The sequence below is a fragment of the Psychrobacter sp. PAMC 21119 genome (assembly GCF_000247495.1).
Lineage (GTDB): Bacteria > Pseudomonadota > Gammaproteobacteria > Pseudomonadales > Moraxellaceae > Psychrobacter > Psychrobacter glaciei.
Genome location: NZ_AHVZ01000014.1, coordinates 1 through 25398 on the forward strand (window position 1 = coordinate 1; position 25398 = coordinate 25398).

The following is a 25398-nucleotide window of genomic DNA, read 5'->3' on the forward strand; positions in this document are numbered from 1 at the left end:
ATATTATCTGCGCTATTTTCCTTGTTTGACTGCCATTTACCTCACTTTTATCCTCATTTTTAAAATGAGGACACGCCCTAGGAATTGTAGAGTAATAGCGAGGGTTTTTATCCCCATGAGCAATACCGCTGTCGTATGAATGCAAGCCATTCTCAATAAATTTCTCGATCATAATACCAAACTTTAAAATAAAAATCTGTCTAGCAGCCGCTATGTAGCATGATAAAATGGAATATCGTTAGTGAGTAATTTTGTATGATTGAGCCAACTGTCTTAATAAGGGCCGTTTGCCATCATTGGAGTGGATATATGTCTGACCATAATGCATCTTTGGATGACCATCATCGAGCACCTATTATTGGCTATCATCGTGCGCCGCTTTCACAGAAGTTTGGTGCGCCAAGGCAACCGAATTTGGTGGCCTTGACCAGTGTGATTGAGATGCTAGCGCCTTATGATACGCCAGCGGCATTCATTGGTTTGGAAGCATTTAGTCATATTTGGATCAGTTGGCAGTTTCATCATAATTATGTGGATAAAACCAATCAAGCGAGTAAAGATAAGCAGGTAAATAAAGCAGACAGCCGCTTTCGCCCGCAAGTTCGACCACCAAGGCTTGGGGGTAATCAGAAAATAGGGGTATTTGCCAGTCGCAGTATGTATCGACCATCCGCTTTGGGATTGTCTGTGGTCAAGTTTGAGCGTATTGAAATAGTACAAGGTCGAGTGTTACTTATTATCAGCGGTGCTGATATGATAGATGGCACGCCCATTATCGATATCAAACCTTATGTGGCTTATAGTGATGCATTAGTGCATGCAAAAAGTGGCTTTGCGCCTTCTGCACCCATGTCATTGGATGTGACTATAACGGAGTTTGCTTACCATCAATTTACACAAATGGTGGTCAATAAACAGCCTCATAAAGAACCTAATGAACTATGTATAGTAGCGGCAGTCATTGACAAGGTAAGAACGCAACTCATACGATCTGACCTCGATGCTATCAAAGCATTGATTGCACAAGATCCGCGTCCTGCCTATCGCCGTGAGGAAGTAAATAAACAGTTTGTTATGCGCTATAAGTCTGTCGATGTCAGTTTTCAGTTGATAGAATCGGGACAGTTGCAGATAACGGACGTTGTAGCAGTGGTTTTGTAGCGTGAGAGAGTAGCGCGTTCTTTATGTCGTTTTTATTTATACCAATTTATCGACATCATAAAACAGTTGGTTTGCAAAAAATTCTAATAAAAGAAGAAAAATATGTCTGCTCAAAAGTATTCGATCGTGATTGATTTGCGTTGGTGCCTAGATGAATTATTGGCGGATAAGGTGATTGATCAGCGTGGCTACAATTTGGTGATTACCAGTCGCCGTGATAAGGCGCAGCATCCGCTCCTCACGATTAGTGAATTTGGCTTACCCAATGGACATGCTTTGGATAATGAGCAACAACAGAAATTGACACTGCCATGGCTCAATGAATGGCTGGCTGTCAAAGCAGATATGCCGCTCGTACGTATTGATCCTTTAAAAGTTGATGTGCCAGCCGTCACGCAGTTGATGTCTTTTGAGTATGCGCGCTCACAGCATATTTTGCCGATTGAGGTGACAATTGATGAAGTCGTCATCGGCACCGACCAGCCTTTTTATAGTGATTGGCATGGCAATATTGAAAAGCTCATTAAGTCTAAAAGCTTTCGTACGGTATTTATCAATCCTGAACAGATCAACCGTTATCGGCAAGAGTTCTATCAAGTCACGCAAGCGATTGCAGGAGCAAATAGCATCCACAAGCGGGCGGCGGCGGATGTCACCAATGTCGAGGCATTATTGCAATTGGGTGACAATACCAATCCTGATGCCAATGACCAACATATTGTCAAAGTCGTCGATTGGTTGTTGCAATATGCCTTTGAGCAGCGCGCCAGTGATATCCACTTAGAGCCTCGCCGTGAGACCGGAAAAGTGCGTTTTCGTATTGATGGCGTGCTGCATACCGTCTACGAGATGCCGCTGGCGATTATCGTCGCGGTGACGGCGCGGATTAAAATTTTAGGACGACTCAATGTCGCAGAAAAGCGCAAACCTCAAGATGGCCGCTTAAAAACCCGTACGCCAAAAGGTCTAGAAACTGAGCTGCGTCTATCGACGATGCCGACTGCCTTTGGTGAAAAGCTGGTCATGCGGGTATTTGACCCAGAAGTGCTGGTGCGCTCGTTTGCTCAGCTTGGTTTGTCAGGTAAGCAGCTTGATACTTGGCATGAGCTGACTGCGCATCCAAACGGCATTATCTTGGTCACGGGTCCGACTGGCTCAGGTAAAACCACAACGTTGTACAGTACGCTTAAGCAGCTCGCCACTGAGCAGGTCAACGTCTGCACGATTGAAGACCCGATCGAGATGATTGAGCCAGCCTTTAATCAAATGCAGGTGAATCCAGGGGTTGATCTGCACTTCGCTGATGGTATCCGCTCGTTAATGCGTCAGGATCCTGACATTATTATGGTTGGGGAGATTCGCGATGCTGAGACTGCCAATATGGCGGTGCAAGCATCGCTGACTGGGCATTTGGTGCTCTCGACGTTGCATACCAATGATGCGCCAAGTTCACTCACTCGCTTACATGATTTGGGTATTCAGCCGTTTTTAACTTCAGCGACTATATTAGGGGTCATGGCACAGCGTCTACTACGGACATTATGTCCGCACTGCAAAAAACCGCTGGATGTGACTGCAGATAGTGAAATTGCAATTCAATGGCAGGAATTGGTTCAGCCTTGGCGTGCGCCCGTGCCAGCACAAATTTATATAGCGCAGGGCTGCGAGCATTGCCGTCATACGGGCTATCAAGGTCGCATCGGTCTGTATGAAATTATGCCGCTATCGAATGAGCTCAAAAAACTGGTTGCTGCTGATGCCAATTTGGACGTGCTAAAGCAGCAAGCGTATCGCGAAGGTGTGCAGCCGTTGCGCTTATCGGGCGCAAAGCGCATCAGTGAAGGCGTGACGACCTTAGAAGAGGTGATGCGTGTGGTGCCATTGCATTGACCTTAAATAGCCAATGCTCGCTATGGTAAAACGTCGCTTTATGACTTGATTATTTAACGCTCCCATCGTACATTTTGGCGAATAATTTTGGCTGGTGTACCAGCAATCATGCAGTTGGGCGTCTCGACTGGTTTATTGACAAATGCCCCTGCTGCAATGATACAACCGCTGGCGATAGAGACGTTTTTAGAGATGGTCACATTGGCGGCGATCCAAATATGGTCTCCTAAAATGACGTCTGTATGTGCCTTATTCACTCGCGCGTTAGTGTCTATATCATAGACCTTGTGGACGTCAGTCGCTCGAATTTCGATACCACGTGATATCATGCATGATTGACCAATGGTCACACTTTTATCGCGAGCCAAAATATAGCAATCGATGGCGGTGGTATGATTGCCGATATAAATATGCAGATGATTACCGACAACCAATAATTGCCCCGAAAACTTAACGTGCTCTCCAATCGTGACTTGATTATGATTACCATTGATGTCAATTTTTAACTGATTAAATTTGCCACCCTGACCGATAGTGATTTGATTGTCATGACCTTTGCGAATGGTAATGGTTGAATTACCAATGATGCGCGCGTCTTTAGCAATACTAATATGATTATCATGCCCTTTATCTTGTAATAAAAACCGCTTTTTGTATAACCGTTTGGGTAACAATGCTTTTATGATCGGAGAAAGACTGATGGTTTTTTTGTGGTTCATAATAAAGGGCTTATGAGAAGTGAGTAGAAGGCGTAATGTTTTCGCTAGCGCATGGCTTTTATGGTTGGTTAGCTGTCTTTATATCAAGGCTCATGTCAAAACTCATGTCAAGAATATAGTCAGTTTTGATACCGTTTCAGACACGGTTAACCATACCTCTGATAGTGTACCGCTAAACTTTACTTGAAAACAGCTGCCTTTGGGGCAATCAATACGACTGTTACTAATATGATTGTTACCAATACGACTGTCACTTTGAAGACTTATTCCTAATATTTTTTATTTATTCATTTTTATTAACGAGAGTATTTATGTTTACTGATAGCCATTGCCATCTTAATCGTCTAGATTTAACCAAGTATGATGGTCAATTGTCTGGTGCGATTGACGCAATGAAAGCCGCCAATGTCACTCGGGCAATGGCGATTATGTGTGATTTTGCTGAATATGACGAGATTGCCCATATCGTTAGCTCCTATGGCGATGAGACGCTAAATCTTGGCATGAGCGTCGGTATCCATCCTTGTGAAGATATCAGTATCTTGCAATCAGCGACGGTCGAGCGTTTGATCGAAACGGCTGATGCCGACCATGTATGGGCGATTGGGGAAACGGGGCTGGATTATTATTGGTCAACTGAAAATAAAAAAGAGCAGCAAGCCAGCCTTGCACGTCACATTCATGCCAGTCAAAGTTTAAAAAAACCACTCGTCATACATATGCGCGATGCCAAAGAAGATACGATTGATATCTTAAAGGCGGAAGGCGCTGAGCACGGTATTATTCATTGCTTTACTGAAGATTGGGAGACGGCCAAGCGGGCGCTAGATTTAGGGTTTTATATCTCGTTCTCAGGTATTGTCAGTTTCAAAAGCGCACAAACCATCAAAGATGCCGCAAAAAACATGCCTAGAGACCGACTGCTTATCGAAACCGACAGTCCTTATCTAGCACCTGTACCTAAGCGTGGTAAACCCAATGAGCCAGCCTATGTACCCTACGTGGCAAGTTGTTTGGCAGATATGTATGGTTGTAGTAGTGATGAGGTTGGGGCATTGACCGCAAAAAACTTTGAAAATTTACTGGCACAGTACCATTAAAATCGTTATGCTATGACCACTCAGTCATTTATTAGATAGTCTTATTACTTTACGCTATTTTTACTTATTATCCCGAGCGTAAGCATATGATTATTAATGACTATTTAGCAAACATAAGCATATCTTCTTTGGTGGTTTTCGAGTAGACTTTGTATGACCTCATACGCTTGTCGCCGACGCACTAATCCATTCGAGGGTCATATGTTTAATCTTGTCAGGTTTTAGGAGAGATTATGAGTCGTCAGCATCAGTTCAAGGCACGAGAAGAAAATATCTTAGCGATGGCAGAGCAATTGCTACTTGAGTCAGGCGATGGTGATATCACTTTAGACAGTTTGGCGGATCAGCTGGACTTAGCTAAAGGGACGCTATATAAGCATTTCTCCAGTAAAGATGAGCTCTATTTGCGTATTATTATCCGCTATGAAGAGCAGTTGTTTGAGATTAATCGAATTGATGATTGTCCTTCGGCAGGCGTTGCTCGTATGATTTTTCAGCAACTGTTTAATCCACAAAAAGCCATGCTACTCAATCAAATTGAAGAGCGTTTGGCAGCATCGGTGACGGGTCTCAATCGCTTATTTGGTGAGCTGTATGATATTCGCCGTCAGCGTATGAAGCGTCTGATTGATATCATCAGTGCTTATCTAAAGGATGAGCACAGTAACTTGAGTACGCGTGACTATTTGTCCTCTATTTGGGCGATGGGTCAAGGCGGTGCGGGACTATTAAACTCAAGCTTTTATCAGCGTTATTTGGGTCGCCGTGATACCCTGCGTTATGCTTTTGTCCAGCAAATGCTTGAGTTGCCTAGTCATTATCCTGCCGACGATGAAGAAGTCATGGATGAAGATATGCAAGAGCTGGTAGAGCAAATTGATACTGAGTCAGAAGAACATCGCAATACCAATTACTAGGGCCTGTAGGCGTTTAGATAAATTTAAAAGCATCCGTGTTGTAATATTCTTATTGCAACACGCCAAAGTTGCCAAGGTTTGAGTGATGAGAACTCTCAAGAAATTACGCTCTGTGTGAGCCTACTATATCTATCACTCTGCTATGTTTACCACTTTATATAACAAACCCTAATCATAGGCCAATAGGTGCAATATGCCGGTCACTGCTAAGACTCAGTCCAGTTCAGTGGTCGCTTGCCATTTAGGCTTAGCAAGTCAACACTTACTATATACTGAAAAGGCTAATAGTTCGGTCGCTCGTACCGGCTGCAATGTCGCTATAGTAAAAACTCCTCCCGTTTTATCCTCTAAAATATCAAAAAGCACCCATGCGCAAGCTGGTTTTACCCTCGTTGAAATCGTGGTAGTGGTGGTGATTCTATCTATCTTTGCTGGCATGATGAGCTTGTCAGTTGGTAGTAGTGAGTCCCGAAAAAACCGTGCCTTTTATGAACACCTTACCGATTCATTGAGTTACGTTCGGCTGTTATCAGCTGAGCGTATGCAGCCGATGGGCTTAAGCTTACAAGCAAATAAACAAAGTCAAGTAAATCCGGTTATCGTCACCTTATCGAATCCTTATATTGCCTATCAAACCGCTGATATCATCTCAGACGGTACGGACAGCCGTCCCAAAAATGCTATGGAATTGTCTACAGATTTGTCGGGTACGAATGGCGAAACACCAACGCCAAGTTGGGAGATTGAACCAGAAGTCACGTTGCCTGAAATGCCTGATGGGGTTAGTTTGAGTGTGCAAAGCTTAGATGCTGGCAACGCTGTAAATGCAGGACAGAATCAGACGCTACAGCCTTGGTTTACCGATCAGACGGTACCTCAAATACTCTGGTTTGGCACCGGGCAAGCAACGCCTGTAACGATCGAAGTACGTCATAATTCGCGTTTGGTGGGTGAGGTAATTACCATCATGCCGGACGGTAGTATGTCGTTAGGACAAGGACTGTAGCTGATGGTTAAGTTATCAAAATTGCCTATCAATTCGGCTACTAGGCCTAGCGAAGATACCTTTTTAAAGTCGACACGCGAAAGCGGTTTTACCTTGATTGAAGTGATGGTCGCATTAGCGATTTTAGCTGTCGTCGCCGTCGCTGCTAGCCGTGCCAGCAGTGCGTATCTCAGCTCGGTTGATGTGTTGCGTACCCGTACGCTGGCTCATTTCGTTGCCCAAAATGCGGCGGCTGATCTACAGATTCAAGATACATGGCTGACCGCCAATCGCAGCCAAACGCTTAATGCGCAAGGTCGGGATTGGCAAGTAGTGATGACAGTCGGTGACACCATTACCCCAGCGTTGAAACAAGTTACTATCGCTGTCGCGCCTATTATCGATGGACAGACAGGCAACACAGTGACGGATATTAAGGTGGTTTTGAGTAATCCAGAACAAGATGTGGGTAGTTTGGATTTAGCGAACCCAAATTCAAGTGGAGGTAACCCGTGAGACAGCAACGCGGCTTTACCTTACTTGAGCTGATGGTCGCTATGGCAATATTTGCGATGTTGGCAGTGGCTGGTTGGCAAGTGTTTGATAGTGTGAACCGCGCCCGTGAGCGCGCACAATTTCATGCTGATAATCTGGCTGTCTTGCAATATGCCTATTTGCAGCTACAACAAGATATGGGGCAAATCATTCCTTATCAGTTACCCACGACGCAAGATGCCCGTACTCAAGATATTAGTGTCGCAAATAGTGGCAACGAAAGCAGCCAAGACAATGCGATAGAGCCTGAGCCTTTTATGAGCCTAGATGGCGAGCGTGTCAGCTTCGTACGCTTTGCAGATCCTGACCCACGCTACCAAAGCAGTACCAGTATGCAGCACGTCGAATATATTTTTGCCGATGAGCGCTTGATTCGCCGTCAATATACCAGCCTCGCAACGGGGCCTGATAGCGTTAGTTTGGATAGTGTATTGTTGGAAGGGGTGACAGCAGCACGCTGGCAGGCCTATTTACCAGAGATAGCGACGAAGTTCCCTGACGAAAACAGTGGCAATAACAGCAATGTGAATAGAGCGTCTGGGCAAGCGACTAATACAGCGAGTAGCCAAGCTGAGGCTGAGTTATTACCAAAAGGTATTGCCGTCAGCTTCACTTATCAAGATATGCCTATCACTTGGCAATGGGCACTTGCGCCGCAGCCATTCCCTCGTAGTAGTATGCAACATACACCTAATAGTAAAAATGATAACAGCAACGATAATGGCAGTAATGACGGTAACAACAGTAATAACGATAATACTAATGGTAGCAATACTGCTAACGCTGGTGTGGGCAATGCTAATTTATAAGGTATTGAAAATGTGCCCTTGTACCAATCAGAGAGGTCGCTTATGTCAATGACAGCGCATTCTCAGCGCGGGGTAGCGCTGCTGACTATATTGCTACTGGTGGTTAGTATTACGGTGGTCGCAGGGGCGATGCTTGCCAGTCAAAAAATTGCTATCAGGCGTAGTGGCTTATTGTTTGATCAGAATCAGTTATTACAAGATATTAACGCCGGTCAGCAGTTGGCAGTGACCTTGATTCGTGCGGATAATAAGCTCAATGATACGGATAGCGAGCAAGATATTTGGGCGCAGCCAATACCGCCTTATGCCTTAGATAATCATAGCATTAGCATCGAACTGCGTGACGAGGCCAGTCGTTTTAATATCAATAACTTATATCAGAATGGTGCGGTTAATACGGCAGCCTTGGCTGTCTTTCAAAGACTCTTAACACAATTAAACCTAGAGCCCGATATCGCTATTGCAGTACTGGATTATCAAGATGCAGATGGTGAGGTCTATCAAGATGGGGGTGATGAGAGCGTGGTATATTCGCAGCAGCGCAGCGGGGCAGTAGATGGGACCTTACCGAACCAGCCATTTCTTAGCATCGATCAGCTACCAGACGTTCGAGGAGTAGGCGCTGAAGTACTGGCGGCGCTACGCCCTTACATTACTGCCGTCCCTTATTATGTGCCTATCAATGTCAATACCGCCAGCCCTGAATTGCTGGCGTCTTTGGTGGACGGTGTGACTAGCGAGCAGATGCGTGGGTTGACCGAGATGAGGCGCAAGCAGGTCTTGCCATCTATTGATGAATTATGGCAATTGCCACAATTGGGAGGCATTAATGCAGAGCAGCGGGCAGCATTAACGCCATTATTAGCCGTTGACAGTCAAGCCTTTAAGGCGCTTATCACAGCGACAGATAGTGCGAATACAGGTCAAACACGGCAACGTTTTGCTACTGTCTTGATTAGCAAAGCTGCCACTGATGATGGTGAGACCGAGAATAGTAGTGCTGCTAATAACAACGATGCTAATAGCAATGATAAAAATGGCAATGATGCCAACAGTACGGGTAATAACGATAAGAGAAAAACAGCGAAGTCAATTAAGGTTGTTACACAGCGTCTATGGGTATTTCGGCCGAGTTTTTAATCCGCACTCAAAGGTTTTGGAGATTACTTAGTCATCGCTAAGGCGAGTCTCTTCAGTAGACTTCCAGTTGTATGCGCCATAAAACAACATTTGTGCTTGACGAGTACAGTTATGCAGCATCAGCTGTTTCTTTTTTTCAATTTCAGACAAATCAGCTTCGTCATCATGATCTTCAGTATACGTCAGCTCTAACCAGTCGATAATCCAAGAAAAAAACATATTAACCCCTGCTTCAGCCAGTAAGCGTAAATCATAGGCATCAATATGAGTAAAGGCGGGCTGTAAGGCCAAATCTTCTGCTAAGCTTTGTCCATGCTTTTTGATCAATTCATTAATGGCCTTGCGCACGGCCTCTGAACCACCATAGCGTTCGCTGACCAAAAACTGCCAATAACAAGGCTGCTCGCTGACCATATATAAAAACAGCTGAATACTCTTGGCGATTTGGCGATCAAAGCTGCGCCTACGGCCAATTTGTAAACTGTCGCTTAATATGGCGAGTGTCCCGCCCAATTCTTCAACCACCAGCGCCCGCCCAAGCGATTCCATATCATCGAAATGGCGATAAAATGCCGTTGGCACGACACCAACCTCACGTGTCACCTGCCTGAGACTGATGGAGCTAAAAGACTGTCCTGTCATACAGAGATCGAGCACGGCATTAAAGAAGGCGTGCCGGGTTTGAAGTTTCTTTTGTTCGCGACTGCTCATAATATTTCAAAATTATCCGATAGAGGTTTATCATACTCACTTCAGCGTAGAAATACGACTGAAATACGCAACTTGTGTTAATTTATAGTCAAAGCCATTTATAGTGAGTATCGGGCAATTAAGCACAAATATTACACTGAGTACATTGGGTGAGATGGACGCTGTGACCGTTTCTAAAATGAGGACGCGCCCTAGACCATCGTACCCCAATGACCTTGTAGCTCCTGCGCCAATCTATATGCCTCATGATCATTCATCCCAGTAATAAAGTCCAATATATTTAAAATATTGTGATAGATATTATCGGATAGTACCCGTCGATGCTCATCGAGGTGCGGTTGGAGGAGTTTTTGCAGTCGCTGCTGCTCAAATGACATCGGGGCAGTTTTTGCGTTTGTCCAAGCCAATGGTATAAAGGCATCTAAGAGGCGATGCAAGCATTGGTTCGCCATCAATTCCATCCGCACTTTGCTTGGGTGATTGAATATTTGCTCATGCGCCAATTGTTTGGCTTGATTAATACCATTTTGCACATTTGCATCACAATGTGCAAATAGACTGCCTTGCAGTGTACCAGCCAGCAAGGGCTCGCTATTAGCGACAAAAGCGTCGGTGACGGTGTTGACCAAGCGCATCATAGCACGTGCTCGCAATGATGCTAGGCTTTGCCTGACAGACATATGCGCTGGCAAGCTCACGCTACTAGGACGCTCACCAATCAACTCATAAAATATCGTGGCGACCTCGCTATAGGTTAGCATATTCAGATTGATACCATCTTCTAAATCTATCAGCGCGTAGCAGATATCATCTGCGGCCTCCAATAGATAGGCGAGGGGATGGCGCGCAAAACCATCATGTTGCGGCGAGCGCGGTAGACTCAAGCACGCTGCCAATTCTTCTAACTGAGAGGCTTCACTATAAAAGCAGCCAAATTTTTGTACATTGGTGAGCGAATTACTTGGAGAAGTGCTTTCAGAAACATGATTGCTATGCGTCGCTAGCCAAGGGTATTTCATAAAGGCACCCAACGTCGCGCAAGTGAGGCGCATACCGCCCTTATCAGGATGATGCTCATTACGGGCGAGTAGCCGAAATCCTTGCGCATTGCCTTCGTATGCCAGTAAGTCTAATTGCTCATTATTACTCAGATTTTGCAAAATAGCCTGACGATCAGGATGCATAAACCAATCGCGAATGGCGTATTCTCCTGCATGACCAAAAGGCGGATTACCAATATCGTGAGCGAGGCAAGCTGCTTGAACAATCACACCGACATCGGCTGGCGAGACGCCTGCTGGTAGACCGCTGGCTAATTTATCATGCAGTTTTTCTGCCGCCATTATCCCTAATGAGCGTCCAATACAAGAGACCTCAAGCGAATGCGTCAAGCGCGTATGAATGCCCAATTGGTTGGTCAATGGATGGACTTGGGTTTTTTGATTGAGCTGCCGAAAAGAGTGCGAAAACACCAGTCTGTCGTAATCTTTATGAAAGGATGAGCGCGCGCTGTCTTGCGCTGGAGCTTTTTTGTGGCTGCCCAAGCGCTGCGCACTAAATAGTTGTGCCCAATGTGCACTGCTGTTAAGCGATTGATAAATATGAGCCGTCATAGTTTATAACCCGTTATTTTTATCATTATTTTAATAATTATTTTCAGCGGATTTGCTGTTTTTGAAAATAACAGACGTTATTATAATAAAAAAAGCCAGCACAAAGGCTGACTTTTGGTTGTTCTCTACTAAGACTGTGTAAACACGCAATTCGCTTTATTAAACTTTGAACGTTAAACGTTAAAGCGGAAATGCATCACATCGCCATCTTGCACGATGTAAGTTTTGCCTTCCAAACGTGATTTACCAGCGGCCGCTGCGCCTTTTTCACCGTTGTGCTCGATGAAGTCATCATAAGCAATGACTTCGGCACGAATGAAACCGCGCTCAAAATCGGTATGAATTACACCAGCAGCTTGCGGTGCGGTTGCGCCAATAGCGACAGTCCAAGCACGAACTTCTTTGACACCAGCAGTGAAGTAAGTCTGCATATCCAGTAAGTCATAACCACCACGGATTACTTGATCAAGACCGGCTTCTTCCATGTCCATCTCAGCTAGGAAGTCTTTTTTGTCGTCTTCATCAAGCTGAGCGATTTCAGATTCGATTTGGTTGCATAGCGCGATGACGATAGAATCTTCACCAGTCGCATAATTGCGTACCGCATCTAGATAAGGGTTGTTTTCAAAGCCGTCCTCAGAGACGTTAGCGATATACATGGTTGGCTTTAGGGTAATCAAACCATAGCTTCTGATGAGTTTTTTCTCATCGCTATCAAGGTTTGCCGCGCGAGCTGCTTGACCGTCTGCTAACAATGGTTCGATTTTTTTGAACACATCAAGCATGGCACTAGCGTCTTTATCGCCGCCTTTGGCTTTTTTGGTTAAGTTAAACACAGCGCGCTCAACCGCTTCTAAATCGGCCAATGCCAATTCAGTATTGATGGTTTCGATGTCATCAATAGGGCTAACGCGACCATCGACGTGGACGACGTTGTCATCATCGAAGCAGCGTACCACGTGGGCAATCGCATCAGTCTCACGGATGTTGGCTAGGAACTGGTTGCCCATACCTTCGCCTTTTGACGCGCCTGCGACTAGACCTGCGATATCCACAAACTCCATCGTCGTCGGTAGTACACGTTCAGGATTGACGATATCAGCCAGTTTCTTTAGGCGTAGGTCTGGTACTGGTACAATACCCGTGTTGGGATCTTTGGTACAAAACGGAAAGTTTTCAGCGGCGATACCCGCTTTGGTCAAGGCGTTAAACAAGGTAGATTTACCCACGTTTGGTAGGCCGACGATGCCGCAATTAAAACCCATAACATGCTCTCAATATATGAATAAAATCAGTTGGTACTTAGTCAATATAAGACTTGCTACTTAGTCCCCATAGAACTCAGTAATTAGTCATTATAAAACTTAGTTAAATGGTAAATCAAAATTGGGCATATTGTAGCAAATTTACCGGAATAGGGGTGAGGTTGTTGTGCGGTATACTAAGATTTTGTCCGAGTCTGTCCTAGTCATCGCTGGCAATTTTGCTGTTTTATCAATTATGGTAAGCTGTACTATAAAATAATAATTTGGCTGACAAGCGCATTAAAGGTGAGTACCTATAACTCGCTAAACTTTACTAACAATCTTAATCATTAACAGCAAAAATCATTAACATCAAAACCTCTTAGCTAAATCTCTGAACTGCTACGTATTAGGTGCTTTATACAGATAAAGGCGGCTAAAATAAAATGAAAGGCAATATCCTATAATGACATCCACTATTTTTGACACGCACCGCTATCACTATCCGCAGAACTTTATGGAGATTAAACCCAAGCTTGCGCGTCTTGAAAAAGCAATTAAAAAGCTAGAGGCAAATCTAATCGACGCCGATGATGCTGCCAATGTTGCGCTGCTGAAGCAAAGGTTGAATAGTGATTTAGGCTTAAAAGTAGACTACGCTAGTGAGCTCAATCCGGATCAATTGTTAGCAGCCACTACTATCGATGGCAAGGTATTGGTCATCGCTGGTGCTGGCTCTGGTAAGACCAAAACCTTGACGTATCGCACCAGTTATCTATTAGAGAATGGTGTGCCTCCTAAGCAAATATTGCTACTGACCTTTACTCGAAAAGCCGCCAATGAGATTAAGAGTCGCGCGAAAACCTTGCTCACTAACACCCTATCTGACGAGCAGTTATCCGAGGATATTTTGCCGACCAGTAAAGCGCTAAATGATATCACCAGTGGCACCTTTCACTCGTTTTGCAATAGGCTGCTGCGTCAATATTCAGGGCTACTGGGTATCAATCCGCGCTTCACGATTCTAGATACGGGGGATGCTGAGGACGCGATTGACTTGATTTATAAAGAAAAGAAGTACCCAGCGCAAACTAAGAAACAAGCATTTCCACGCAAGAAAACCTTACAGAATATTTTCTCAACCTCTAGAAATCGGCGCATTCCTATTCGTAACTTGATCGAAGATAATTATCCTGATATTGCTATTCATATTCCTATCATTGAGCAATTGGCTGTCGACTTTCATGAGTATAAACGCGCCAATCATTTGTATGATTTTGACGATATTATCAGCCAAGTGGTGCGTCATCTAAAGTCTAACGACAAATTCCGTCAGCTGCTACAAGAAAACTACCGCTATATTATGGTTGATGAATATCAAGATACGAATATTCCGCAAAAGCAGCTGATTGATCTTATCTGTGCACCAGTCTCGGTCTCGCTGATGGTGGTCGGTGATGACAATCAAAGTATTTATGCGTTTCGCGGTGCTAATTACGAGAATATCTTGCTCTTCGGTGAGACCTATCCTGAGGCGAGTCTCATTAAGCTTGAGCAAAACTATCGTAGTACGCCTGCTGTTTTAAATTATATCAATGCTTTGTCCGCGCAAATCACGCTAGGGTATCAAAAGCAGCTCTATTCAAACGCGAGCATAACGGGCAACAAACCAACCTTTAGCCGTTTAAGCGATGAAACAAAAGAGGCCAAATATATAGCCGATAAGATTATCGAGCACAAGACAGACTACGATTACAACGATTTTGCAGTACTGTGCCGCACGTCTTTTCAGTCTAATTATGTACAGTTAGAATTTATGGAGCGCCATATTCCATTTATCGTGGTAGGGGGTATTAAGTTCGTTGAGCGCCGCCATATCAAGGATGTCTTAGCCTTTATAAAAATTCTTTATAATCCTAATGACACCATCGCTTGGCATCGAATTTTGACCTTGTTCCAAGGCGTTGGGACAGTTACCGCGACGCGTTTGACTCAAGCGATTAATGCTGATAACAATTCCTTTGAGCCATTATTACTACCGAAATTTAGCAAAAAAAGTCCGCAGTTAGAATCGCTTCATACGACTTTGACCAAAGCGCAACAAGCGGAGTCGGTTGAGGCTATCATTGAGCTGGTACTTGATTTTTACATTCCTATCCTAAAGATGATTGAAGAGAATTGGCGTGAGCGTAGTGAGGATTTTCGGGTGCTCAAAAATTTGGCAACAGAGCACAGTAGCCTTGATGATTTCTTAGAAAATTTGGCACTCGATCCGCCCAATGATTCGGTAGCGACAACCAGTCAGCCGGATGAAAATGGCAGTGACAAAGTCACTATCTCGACTATTCATAGTGCCAAAGGGTTGGAGTGGCCAGTGGTGTTTGTCAATTCATTGGTCGATGGCATCACGCCACATCATCGCTCGTTGGATGACTTTGAAGAGTTGGAAGAGGAGCGAAAATTATTTTATGTCGCCTGTAGTCGAGCCAAGACCAGATTGTATCTAACCGCACCTGATTACTTCGCCAGTTATTCAGGGTATTTCGATAAGCCCTCACGCTTTATCGCGGAGCTCTCTGCCGATGAAGTTGAGGTTAAAAGCTCTAAAAAACTGTTAGAGACGCTGGCGAGTGATGATCCAGTGTGGTGGTGATGTTTGAAGTGTATTAACGCTACAGGGCGTGCCATCAATTAGCACATTGATACATTGCCTGTTCCCTTACTGATACGCATAATGGCAGAGCGATATTTCTCTAAATATGCTCTAACGTTTGGCGTTACATTTTCGGCGACTTTTAGTCATGCTCTTTTGATACTTATCGTATAGATGAGCTTTTGTCTCAGCCTAAAAGGTGGTTTTAATAAATGACAGCATGAGCTGCTTTTGGGAGCAGTTGATGTCCTCAAAGCGATTCATATTACTGGAAATTTTCTCAGCAGTTCATTGATATAATATTGGTTATCCATTGCTTGTTATTGAAGTATAAGCAAATACATAGAATTTAAGTAAGCTCCAGATCTACTTCAAATTTCCCATAAACTGTACCTTGCTAATCAGCATCTCTGTTTTCAGCCAGTTTTTGAATATCACCTTTCTTTCATCTTCGTAAAAAGGGTAATAGGATAATAAATTATATGAAGAACTGTCCGCTACGGGAGGATGTACCAATGCTAAAAATTCATGTGAGATTTCTTTTTCCACCATAAATATTGAAACAATAGCTGTTCCTAAACCAGCTAAACATCCCTCAATACACAAATAGAAATGTTCTAACACCATGTGTTCGTACGATAAAATGTCACTACTCACTAACTTAGACTTGTTTATGTGTTGCCATAAATTTGGTCGAGAAGAAGTAAGTAAAAGCGTATTTGTCTGTTCGGTTCTAGTGTTGCGAACAGCAACTATGTATTCTTCAATAATTTTCTCATGAAATATATTCTTGTCCCATTCAAAATCGTTTCTGCGCAAAGCAATATCGATAGATTTCCCTTGAAAGTCTACGATTCCACCGCCCGTCAGTAACACAATTTCAAAGCCATAGTTTAGTGAGTTAAATTCAGCTAAACGCGGTATCAACCATTTCATAGAAATTGTAGGTTCGCAGGATAGTACCAATTGTTTCTTTTCATATTGCTGATTTTTTAAATCGACAAGGCAATCGTCTAATTTTGCAAAAACTTGCTGGCAGCAGGCGAAAAGTAAGCTGCCATTTGGGGTAAGTACAAGCTTCTTGTTCACTCTATCAAATAAAATAAGACCTAAAGCATCTTCTAGATTTTTAATCTGTTTGCTCACTGCGCTCTGTGTCACAAACAATTTTTGAGATGCTAACGTCACGCTACCATGCTGTGCAACGTAATAAAAAAACTTCAGCGAATTTAATGATATCTTTTCTATCATGCCAAAAACTCATAAATACTCATGTAAATAAATCAATTTTAGTTTACTAATAAATATAGGAAGATACAACTGAATTGAATAACTACACGAGGTAAGTGTGAAAAATACAGGAAATATAGCTAATAGAAGCATAGAGATAGACAAATGACAGAATTTTTAGCCGTTATTATGATTACTATTCTTGCTGTCATCAGTCCAGGCGCTGATTTTGCTATTGTGACCAAAAATAGCTACTTATATGGGCGCTCTATTGGTGTATTAACTTCTATTGGTATAGCGTTAGGAGTATTAGTACATGTCGCCTATACCTTATTGGCCGTTGCCATTGTAATGGAGTTTGCGCCCAATTTTTTGACTATCATAAAATATCTTGGTGCGTTTTATCTCATTTATATTGGGTATAAAACATTTATACAAAAACCTGTAAAGGACGTGGGTTCTTCTACCTGCATCAGTTCTGCACAAGCGTTACGATATGGTTTCTTTACGAACGCCCTGAATCCTAAGACTACATTGTTTGTTATTAGCACTTATACACAAATTGTTAGCGCTATCACCCCAAAATCCATTTTAATCGGTTACGGACTGTTCATGTCGGTAGCTCATTTCATATGGTTTGCTCTAGTGGCTTTATTGTTCTCTCAGCGTACTTTAAGAGAAAAAATGTTGAATAGACAAGTAGCAATCAATCGAGTGATTGGTTTCATATTAGCCTTATTAGGTATGTTCTTGCTCTTTACAAACTTAAACTAAGGATAGTCAAAATGAATAAAATAGCCTTTATCGATATGGAAGGTGTCTTAGTCCCAGAAATATGGAAATTTTTGGCTATACGCCTAGATATATCTGAGCTTAGCATCACAACAAGGGAAGTAGAGGATTATGAAAAACTGATGCTATATCGCATAGCTGTTCTAGAAAAATATCAGATCACGCTACCAAAAATACAAAGTATTATCGGGCAACTTAATCCAATTGAAGGAGCAAAAGAGTTTCTACAAGCATTAAAGATGAAAGGTTTTGAGATTAAAATCGTGTCAGACTGCTTTCATGAATTACTTGAAGGATTCTTGCAGCAGCTCGAAGTTCCAATGGATACCGTATATTGTCATCGTTTGCAGATTGATAGTGCAGGCTATGTTAATAAAGCACTATACAGTCGCCAACATGGTAAACATGAGATTATAGAAAAATATCCTTTATCATTGGGAAATAGTATAGCGATTGGCGACGCGTTTAATGATTTTACGATGCTAAGCGCAGCCACTCATGGATACTTATTCTCACCTTCAAAAGAAGTTGTAGAGAAAGCCTTACCTATGTTTAATATCGTAAATAGCTATCAGGAGATTATTGATTCTATTAAGGTGTGTCCTCAATCTGAACGAAAGAGCCTAAAAATGGCTAGATCTTGCCAAACTGCGTCAGACAGCTAGTCAAGATCTCGATATCATCTGAGCTACTTTCCTTGTTTGGCTGCAATTTATCTAATTTTAAGCCTTACAGTTTAAATGGTGACACGCCATAGTATTGACCGACTCTTATATATTTAAGCGTCAGTCTCCGTTTCACTATCTATATTGGCATCAATGTTAGCTTCAATATCGATCTGTGGTGCATCAACAGTCGTGACGACTCTAGATTCAACATACGGGCTGCTATATGCTGTGTCGATAGTGATTGGATAAATCTCTAAACGTTCCAATTCTGCTAATAAACCTTGGATAACTTCTTTTTTACGAGTGACAAATGTGGACGCAAAGCAGCGCCAGAATTTCCAGCCAGCACGCTCCAAAATACGCTGACGTTGCATATCGCTGTCCCATTTGTCAGGCCCATGATATCTATCACCGTCACATTCAATGGCTAGGCTGTTGTCGTTTTCACCTTCGACTACCATATCGATTCGGTAGGCACCTGCTTTAACCTGTGGAACCACTCGATAGCCTCTCTCCACCAGAAGATCAAAGACTTCCGTTTCAAAGGGAGACTCACATTTTTGACGCAAATCAGAGACTTCTTCTTCGTCTTGCATGAATGGTCCTTGAAAGTGTTTGATGAGTTCTGCTCGATAATGGTCAGCTTGGCTAAGCTCGTCTAGCTCAATACTACGTACTAAATACATTCTATCGCGCGCTCTTGAAGCAGCGACATTCATACGCTGGGCGAAAGTGTCTCTCGTTTGTGCATGAGCCGCTCCGGGTACTACTACCAATGACAAAAACATGATATCGCGCTCTTTACCTTGAAAGGTTCGGGCATCACCGCAAGCAATATCGAAAGCAGTCATTACCGCCTCATCTAGTTCTTTGTTGAGTATCTCCATAATGCTATGCGCTTGCTTATTACCTAGCAATGAGACAACACCGATGGTTTTACCTTTGTAGACTGGGTCAGAAACGATGAACTTGATTTCATCGACAATAAATCTGACTTCTGACGGGTTAATATCAGAGCCTTTTAACCGATAGCCATCGGTGATATAAATATCAATCAATGGAGGGTCTAAGCGCTCTGAAGGCTTGGCTTTACGCAAAGGTATCAGCTCATGGTTGTAAAACTCACGTTTTGAGAATTCAATGATAGGTGCCACACTACGGAAATGTTCTTTTAGCATGACGCTGCTATCGGCAAAAACGACTTTGAATAAGTCATATATTGAACGATCAGGTGACATCTGTGAGCGATAGACAGGGACTTGATTACTCAAGTATTGAGCCATCAAATTGCGAATTTTTTCGATATCGAGACCAACGCCTTCTGGTGACACTTGCTTATCGTCACCAACGATTAAAACCTTCTTTGCTCTCATGATTGCTGGCAACGCCGTTAAATCAGATTGAGATGCTTCATCGATGATAACCAAGTCAAAACTGCCAAACTCTGCTGGCAAGGATTCAGAAATACGATAATGCGGCATAATCCAACACGGGATAGCAGCACTTGCTCCCGCAGAGGCTTCGCGCGCTTCTCGGCGATAATAATGCGCGCCTTTACCTGTTCCTTTACCGATACGCATAATGGCAGAGCGGTATTTTTCTAAAGACGCTCTAACGTTTGGTGTCGCATTTTCTGCAACTTTTAGCCATGCTCTTTTGGTGATGGCTTCTTGATAGAGTCGTGCCAGATTTACTTCTAAATTGCCACGAGTTTTTGCCAGTTGAACTAACTCCTTGCGACCATCGATACTGTCGATAAAGCTTGTCAGTCTACCAATTCGCCAAATCTGCTGCCAGTTATCAGGCAGTAAGTCGTCAGGTTGCAAGTTATCTGATGCCAAGGTGTCTTGAGAATTATTATGAAGTTCAAAACGTAATTTTTTTGCCCAAAGTGGTGCACCGTTATCTTCAATGAGTTGGGTAACGTCAGCGACTGTCTGTAAGTCTGTTGCAAGGTTATTCACGCGTTGCAGCTCATTTAACAGCTCTTGATAGTCTGTTTGTAATTGTTCATCAGATAAATGCGGGTCACCAATATTTTGAGTGAAAAAGGCGATTATTTTTTCACTAATATTGCCTTCACCGTCAGCGAGGTTATTAAGTAATGTCTCTTTTAGTGTGAGACTTTCAGCCAGATTATGTCTCTTTAAATGTTGTTTAAGAACACTTTCAATCTCAGCCAAAATATCCGTGTCATACGATGCTGCAGAAATAACATCCCAATCTATGAATATAGTGCTTAACGCTTGCTTGATACTGTGCTGCAAGTTTTTACTAGCAATGATCTCATCATATAGATGAACGGCTGAATGTAACGCAGCCAGATTATTAGACGACACTTCAAATATTGGTAAGGACAGCTCATTTGATAAGGCATTCCAGCGAAGGATAAGCGCTTGAGCTTTTTTTCTAAACGCTATAAAGCTGGATATATATTGCCAGTCTTCTGTACTTGATGGTGCTGACGAGACTATCGTAATAGACTCAAGGCTTTTCTTTTCAGCAGACTTACCAAAAATACCAGCGAGACCAAATGGTTTTTTGCCTTCAGATAAATTTTTCACCGCGTCAACGAGCTCTGGATTTTTATCAAAATCATCAGTCATCGTAATAGGTTTGGTTAAATAAATAGTTCTCTCGTCAAAAAGCGCTTTGATTTCATCGTTTAGTATAGTGAGATGGCCGATAATATCTTGCTTAGTCTCATTAGCTAAATGCTGCTGAATATCTGTGGTCCAATTCTGACTAGCCGCTCCAATTTTTTGCAGTAAATCAATTAAACGAGATGTATTAGCAGTGGTTTCCTGAGCAATATCTAGCGTGCTAGCACTGTCATTGATTAAGCTTGGCAATTCTCCTTGTTGCTCAGCTGTTTGCGATTCATTGAGGTAACTTAAATCCTTATGAAGTTGCTTTATAACATTGGTAGGCGGTATGTCTGCAATAGCAGGAATCTTTTTATTAAAATAACTCAAGTCATTGCCGAGGTTTACTCTTGCGTCTTTTAGCGCTGTGATATCAGCATGAGTAAATCGAGGCTTAAAGTTCTCTTCTATACCCAACTTATCGGGAAAACTTTCGATAATCTGCCGGTTTTGAGCAACCTCAGTCGCGGCATCTATGGGCTTAATAGTTTCATTATCGATGGTGATATCATCAAGGTTTAACCGTGCCCAAGCCGTAATTTTATGATCAGTGCTGGCCAACTGTGCATGGATGGTATCGATTTGATTATCAAACATGAGGATGTCTTTTTTGTAGGCCTCGCGATTGATACTAGATACTTCGCTCGATATTTTTTTGATGGTATGTTCAAACTGCTTTAGACCTTCGTTTTCACTGGTCAGCAGGCTAACGGCGAGCGGGCGAATAGATTCAGGCAGTTGTCCTTGTAGTACCTTTAGCGCTGGGTCTTTCATCGACGTGACCAGTACCCGCTTGCCAAGTGCTAAGTAATGACAAATGACATTGGTAATAGTATGGGTTTTGCCTGTACCAGGTGGGCCTTGAACGACCACACCATCGTGAACATCCAACTGCTGTATGATTTGTACTTGTTCATCATTGAATGCTTTAGGGAAATATAGCTCAGCTGGCATGTCTGTATAATTTTCACTGCCGCTGACCATAGATAAACCACGATAAGCGGGTAGTATGATTTCTTTATTTTCTGTAGCAGGCTCGGTCAGCATTGCTATAAGCGCACTTGGTAAATGAAGGTCATCGCTATTTTCAAGCTGAATAGCGAACTTGTCTAAATCTTGCAAAAATATATTATTGCTTCTAGGACGCGCCATAATGACCCAAGTATCAGTGACGATTAGGTTGTTCTTCGCTTTAGGTATTTTTCGATCATCTGCACCAGTATGGTCTGGCTGATAAACGCCAGACGAGTCAAGCAAAGTAACGGCTGATTTTAAGATAGGCTCATAGCTACTTGGTAAAAAAGGACTTAATGACACATCCTCTGAATCATAAAACGCTTTGCTGTTTTTCAATAACTTGGCTAAACCTTGATTCTCATCCATGGAGAAAGGCTCAGTTTCAAGCGTAGGCACAGATAGGGTAGGCTTGATGAGTAACGCCATCGTTTTCTGATCTAAGGTGATTTCAACAGATTGTGTCAATAGGGGATACTTTATTTGTTTGCTACTTTGCTCATTGTCAGTGCTTTTTCGTAGGGCAATACCAACACCCCATACTAGCTCTAGCTGTGCATCAGCGAGATTGCCCTGAAGCTGTTGATTCAGCATGAATAGGCTGGAATACAGAGCAATACTTTGGCGAACGAGTTTCTCTTTTGCTAGCCAAGGTTGCCAAATATCTTTGAGGTACGTATTGAATTCATCTCGTACAGCGTCCCTTGCAGGAAAATCTCTTAAATAAATATTTGCCTGTAATGGTTCATCTAACTCTAATGTCTCATCCTGATGGTTATCCTCGACTTCAAATGGTGTGAATGCTTCTTCATGAGCGATAGCACCATCGTCTATTAAATTTTGTACATTGATTTTTTCTTGCAATAAAGGCTGATCGCCGCATTTTATTGGAAATATTAACCAATTTGCTAACAGTGAGCTGCTAGGTTTAGGTGCTGAGTTTTCACGTAAACGTTCTAGACGTAGCCAAACCTCTTCAGAGCTACCATCTATGATATTTAGGCTGATACCAGGCAGATTTAATACTTGCTCTTCTGTACAAGTGAAGTCACTGTGCTTCGTAAAGTCTTGAGTAGGCGCTTTTTTCATCAAAGCACACTGTTTAATGAATTCAATTTGAGAGGCCAATCTTTGTGCGTAAATACTCATTTATTAAATCTTCCAAATCATCAAAAATATTAGCGATTACTTCACTGAAAACACAAAGACCAAACTATAGCACAGAAATTAATGTCACTACTTAGAAGGTATTCATAGAAAAGTTGTCCAAAAAGATAGTTAAAAAGTTGATTAAAGTTGATTAAGGAAAGTGACGAGCCGGTGTGGTAATGATAGATTAATAATAGATGCAATTTCCACTGACTAAACTTTCTAAGCAACTTGCTACTCATGACTTTAAAGATGCCTTAATTCATTAGATATATTTTCGTATAACCCGTCAATGACCACTTAATTGCCACATTATTCCATTTAAAAATACTTATCTAGCGAATATATAACTAAAAGTATTAGATAACAAAAAAGTCCGTCAGATAAGGGTTTAAAATTTGTTCTAATGCGTTACTATTACCACCTAATTCTGTTAGACCCTCATATTTGATACTCTGTATTAACACCCTAAGAAAAGGATAGGTTATGCGCTATGAAGTGATCGTTATCGGTGCAGGTATGGTTGGCACCTCAGTTGCGTGGCATCTACAAAAAAATAGTTCACAAGTACTGATGTTAGATAAGAAATTACCAGGTTCAGAGACCTCGTATGGTAATGCTGGATTGATTCAGCGTGAAGCCATTCATACCCATCCTTTTCCTCGTCAATTGACTGAAATGATCAGAGTATTACCGAACCAAGGTACTGACATTCGCTATCGCATACCAGCGATTCTGCGTTACCATCAAGCGCTATTACAGTACTGGAAATATTCTGTACCTGCGACTGTCAAACAAATCGAATCAGAGTGGCAGACGCTGATCGCGCATTGTACCAGTGAGCATCAGACAATGATTTCAGCATCTGGTGCTGACGAGCTTATCACGCGTGATGGCTGGTTACAGTTGCATCGTTCTGAAGAGACGTTTAAAGAAGCACAAGCGTCAGCCATTGATGCTCGCAACCAAGGTGTTGAACATAATGTCCTAAACCTTGAAGAGCTAAAAGCAATGGAACCTAGCGCCAATTTTGAAGGTTTCGTTGGGGCGATTCATTGGAAAAACTCTTGGCAAGTATCGAACCCAAGCTCGCTGGTCAAAGCGTATGCGAAAAATTTCCAAGAGATGGGCGGCACGATCAAAGAAAGCGATGTCAAAGAAATCGTACAAGACGGCGAAGGTTGGAAAGTTATCACTGATAACGATACGTATTATAGTGATAAATTGGTCATCGCCGCGGGTCCTTGGTCGAACGACTTGATTAAACCGCTTGGTTATAATCTGCCATTGTTCCCAATGCGTGGTTATCATCAGCATTTCAAAGTGACGGAAAAAAACACCATCAATCACAGCATGTTCGATATGGACAAAGGCTTTGTGATGGGTCCAATGCAGCAAGGTATCCGTATCACGACTGGTGCTGAGATGACCACTATGGATGCGCCAAAGAATTTTGGCCAATTAAAAACCGTATTGAAGCTAGCTCGCAAAATCTTACCATTAGAAGACGCGGTAGAATCTGAAGCTTGGGCAGGATCACGTCCTTGTATGCCAGATATGAAGCCAGTTATTGGTCCTGCGGATAAGCATGACAAATTATGGTTTGCGTTTGGTCACAGTCATCAAGGTTTTACTTTAGGGCCTATGACAGGGCGTCTCGTTGAAGAGATGATTCATGACAAGCCATTATTGGTAGATGTTGCGCCATTTAGCGCCCAGCGTTTTTCGAAATAAAAGTGCATTTGATAGATTTAGCACAGACTTAAATCAATAATTTGAAGGGATATAAAATGATCAAAAAACTACACAGCACTCAACGCATGAGCAGAATTGTCGTCCACAACCAGACCGTATATTTATGTGGTCAAGTGGGCAATACAGAAGACGATATCAAAGCACAAACTTTGACGTGTTTAGAAAAGATCCAAACGCTGCTAGAAGAAGTCGGTAGCGATAAATCAAAATTACTATCAGTGACGGTTTGGATCAAAGACATGGCAGATTTTGCTGCTATGAATGAAGTCTATGATAAATGGTTTGAAGGCATTCAGCCTCCAGCCCGTGCTTGTGGCGAGTCAGCACTAGCACGTCCTGAGCTATTAGTTGAGATGATCGCTATCGCTGCTGAGTAGTAGACTGAACGTAATATTTGTATTAAACGAAAAGGACATGATAGCGATATCATGTCCTTTTTTATGTTGTGCTCAATATATGCACAGGCTTTAATGCTATGGTCGATAACCAGCATCCAAGACTATAGTCAATCCACTATAGTCAGTGAAAAGTAATATCGATACATCACGCAATGCTGATATCAATTTTTTTGCTTGCTTGCTTGCTTGCTTGCTGTGCCTGTGCAGGCAGAAGCTACAAAAAATTAATATCAGCAGTATCGCAGCGTTT

Annotated in this window: 19 protein-coding genes; 13 read left to right on the forward strand and 6 right to left on the reverse strand. The window is 42.6% G+C overall.

Features of this window, described 5'->3' with window-relative positions; all coding sequences use genetic code 11:
• Positions 1–309 precede the first annotated feature (309 nt).
• Complete coding sequence (gene tsaA, locus RH96_RS05865; protein WP_010196202.1) at positions 310–1161, forward strand: tRNA (N6-threonylcarbamoyladenosine(37)-N6)-methyltransferase TrmO; 852 nt, start codon at positions 310–312, stop codon at positions 1159–1161.
• Between the two features lie 102 nt (positions 1162–1263).
• On the forward strand, positions 1264–3051 hold the full coding sequence (locus tag RH96_RS05870; protein WP_010196200.1) for a GspE/PulE family protein: 1788 nt from the start codon (positions 1264–1266) through the stop codon (positions 3049–3051).
• Positions 3052–3104: 53 nt separating this feature from the next.
• Here RH96_RS05870 and RH96_RS05875 read toward each other — a convergent pair whose 3' ends face one another.
• Positions 3105–3770, reverse strand: coding sequence for an acyltransferase (locus RH96_RS05875; protein ID WP_010196198.1), 666 nt, complete (start codon positions 3768–3770; stop codon positions 3105–3107).
• Positions 3771–4081: 311 nt separating this feature from the next.
• Here RH96_RS05875 and RH96_RS05880 point away from each other — a divergent pair, with 311 nt between their 5' ends.
• The 6 genes from RH96_RS05880 (at position 4082) to gspK (ending at position 9276) form a co-directional block, all read left to right on the forward strand.
• Positions 4082–4870, forward strand: a complete 789-nt coding sequence (locus tag RH96_RS05880; protein WP_010196197.1) for a TatD family hydrolase — start codon at positions 4082–4084, stop codon at positions 4868–4870.
• A 233-nt stretch (positions 4871–5103) separates the two neighbouring features.
• Positions 5104–5787: a TetR/AcrR family transcriptional regulator gene (locus RH96_RS05885; protein ID WP_010196194.1), complete on the forward strand. Its 684-nt coding sequence runs from the start codon at positions 5104–5106 to the stop codon at positions 5785–5787.
• A gap of 193 nt (positions 5788–5980) precedes the next feature.
• Complete coding sequence (locus tag RH96_RS05890; protein ID WP_010196192.1) at positions 5981–6793, forward strand: prepilin-type N-terminal cleavage/methylation domain-containing protein; 813 nt, start codon at positions 5981–5983, stop codon at positions 6791–6793.
• Between the two features lie 3 nt (positions 6794–6796).
• A complete protein-coding gene (gene gspI / locus RH96_RS05895; RefSeq protein ID WP_010196190.1) occupies positions 6797–7288 on the forward strand; it encodes a type II secretion system minor pseudopilin GspI in 492 nt (163 codons plus the stop codon).
• Entirely contained in the window at positions 7285–8136 is an 852-nt protein-coding gene (gene gspJ, locus RH96_RS05900; protein WP_010196187.1) for a type II secretion system minor pseudopilin GspJ, read from the forward strand. The genes gspI and gspJ overlap by 4 nt, the downstream gene beginning before the upstream one ends.
• Positions 8137–8178: 42 nt before the next feature.
• Positions 8179–9276 (forward strand): type II secretion system minor pseudopilin GspK, encoded by a 1098-nt coding sequence (gene gspK, locus RH96_RS05905; protein ID WP_141629672.1) that lies wholly within the window; start codon positions 8179–8181, stop codon positions 9274–9276.
• A 27-nt stretch (positions 9277–9303) separates the two neighbouring features.
• Here gspK and RH96_RS05910 read toward each other — a convergent pair whose 3' ends face one another.
• From RH96_RS05910 to ychF, 3 genes are all read right to left on the reverse strand, one after another.
• A complete protein-coding gene (locus RH96_RS05910) occupies positions 9304–9987 on the reverse strand; it encodes a TetR family transcriptional regulator (RefSeq protein ID WP_026037055.1) in 684 nt (227 codons plus the stop codon).
• Between the two features lie 191 nt (positions 9988–10178).
• The gene (locus RH96_RS05915) at positions 10179–11600 is read right to left on the reverse strand and encodes a deoxyguanosinetriphosphate triphosphohydrolase (RefSeq protein WP_010196179.1); all 1422 of its coding nucleotides are present in this window, start codon (positions 11598–11600) and stop codon (positions 10179–10181) included.
• 173 nt (positions 11601–11773) lie between these two features.
• Positions 11774–12865 carry a redox-regulated ATPase YchF gene (gene ychF / locus RH96_RS05920; protein ID WP_010196176.1) on the reverse strand — a complete coding sequence of 364 codons (1092 nt, stop codon included), beginning with the start codon at positions 12863–12865 and terminating at the stop codon, positions 11774–11776.
• 445 nt (positions 12866–13310) lie between these two features.
• Here ychF and RH96_RS05925 point away from each other — a divergent pair, with 445 nt between their 5' ends.
• Positions 13311–15497, forward strand: coding sequence for an ATP-dependent helicase (locus RH96_RS05925; protein ID WP_010196174.1), 2187 nt, complete (start codon positions 13311–13313; stop codon positions 15495–15497).
• Positions 15498–15863: 366 nt separating this feature from the next.
• Here the strand turns inward: RH96_RS05925 and RH96_RS05930 are convergent, their stop codons facing one another.
• The gene (locus RH96_RS05930) at positions 15864–16748 is read right to left on the reverse strand and encodes a LysR family transcriptional regulator (RefSeq protein WP_010196172.1); all 885 of its coding nucleotides are present in this window, start codon (positions 16746–16748) and stop codon (positions 15864–15866) included.
• A gap of 144 nt (positions 16749–16892) precedes the next feature.
• On the opposite strand from RH96_RS05930, the gene RH96_RS05935 reads away from it, so the two are divergent.
• A complete protein-coding gene (locus tag RH96_RS05935) occupies positions 16893–17501 on the forward strand; it encodes a LysE family translocator (RefSeq protein WP_010196169.1) in 609 nt (202 codons plus the stop codon).
• An 11-nt stretch (positions 17502–17512) separates the two neighbouring features.
• On the forward strand, positions 17513–18184 hold the full coding sequence (thrH, locus tag RH96_RS05940; protein ID WP_010196166.1) for a bifunctional phosphoserine phosphatase/homoserine phosphotransferase ThrH: 672 nt from the start codon (positions 17513–17515) through the stop codon (positions 18182–18184).
• A 113-nt stretch (positions 18185–18297) separates the two neighbouring features.
• Here the strand turns inward: thrH and RH96_RS05945 are convergent, their stop codons facing one another.
• Positions 18298–22995 (reverse strand): AAA domain-containing protein, encoded by a 4698-nt coding sequence (locus RH96_RS05945; RefSeq protein ID WP_010196164.1) that lies wholly within the window; start codon positions 22993–22995, stop codon positions 18298–18300.
• A gap of 486 nt (positions 22996–23481) precedes the next feature.
• Between RH96_RS05945 and RH96_RS05950 the strand changes: the two genes are divergently transcribed.
• Both RH96_RS05950 and RH96_RS05955 read left to right on the forward strand, forming a co-directional pair.
• Positions 23482–24729: an NAD(P)/FAD-dependent oxidoreductase gene (locus RH96_RS05950; protein ID WP_010196161.1), complete on the forward strand. Its 1248-nt coding sequence runs from the start codon at positions 23482–23484 to the stop codon at positions 24727–24729.
• 59 nt (positions 24730–24788) lie between these two features.
• Positions 24789–25127: a RidA family protein gene (locus tag RH96_RS05955; RefSeq protein ID WP_026037053.1), complete on the forward strand. Its 339-nt coding sequence runs from the start codon at positions 24789–24791 to the stop codon at positions 25125–25127.
• The last annotated feature ends 271 nt before the right edge of the window (positions 25128–25398 follow it).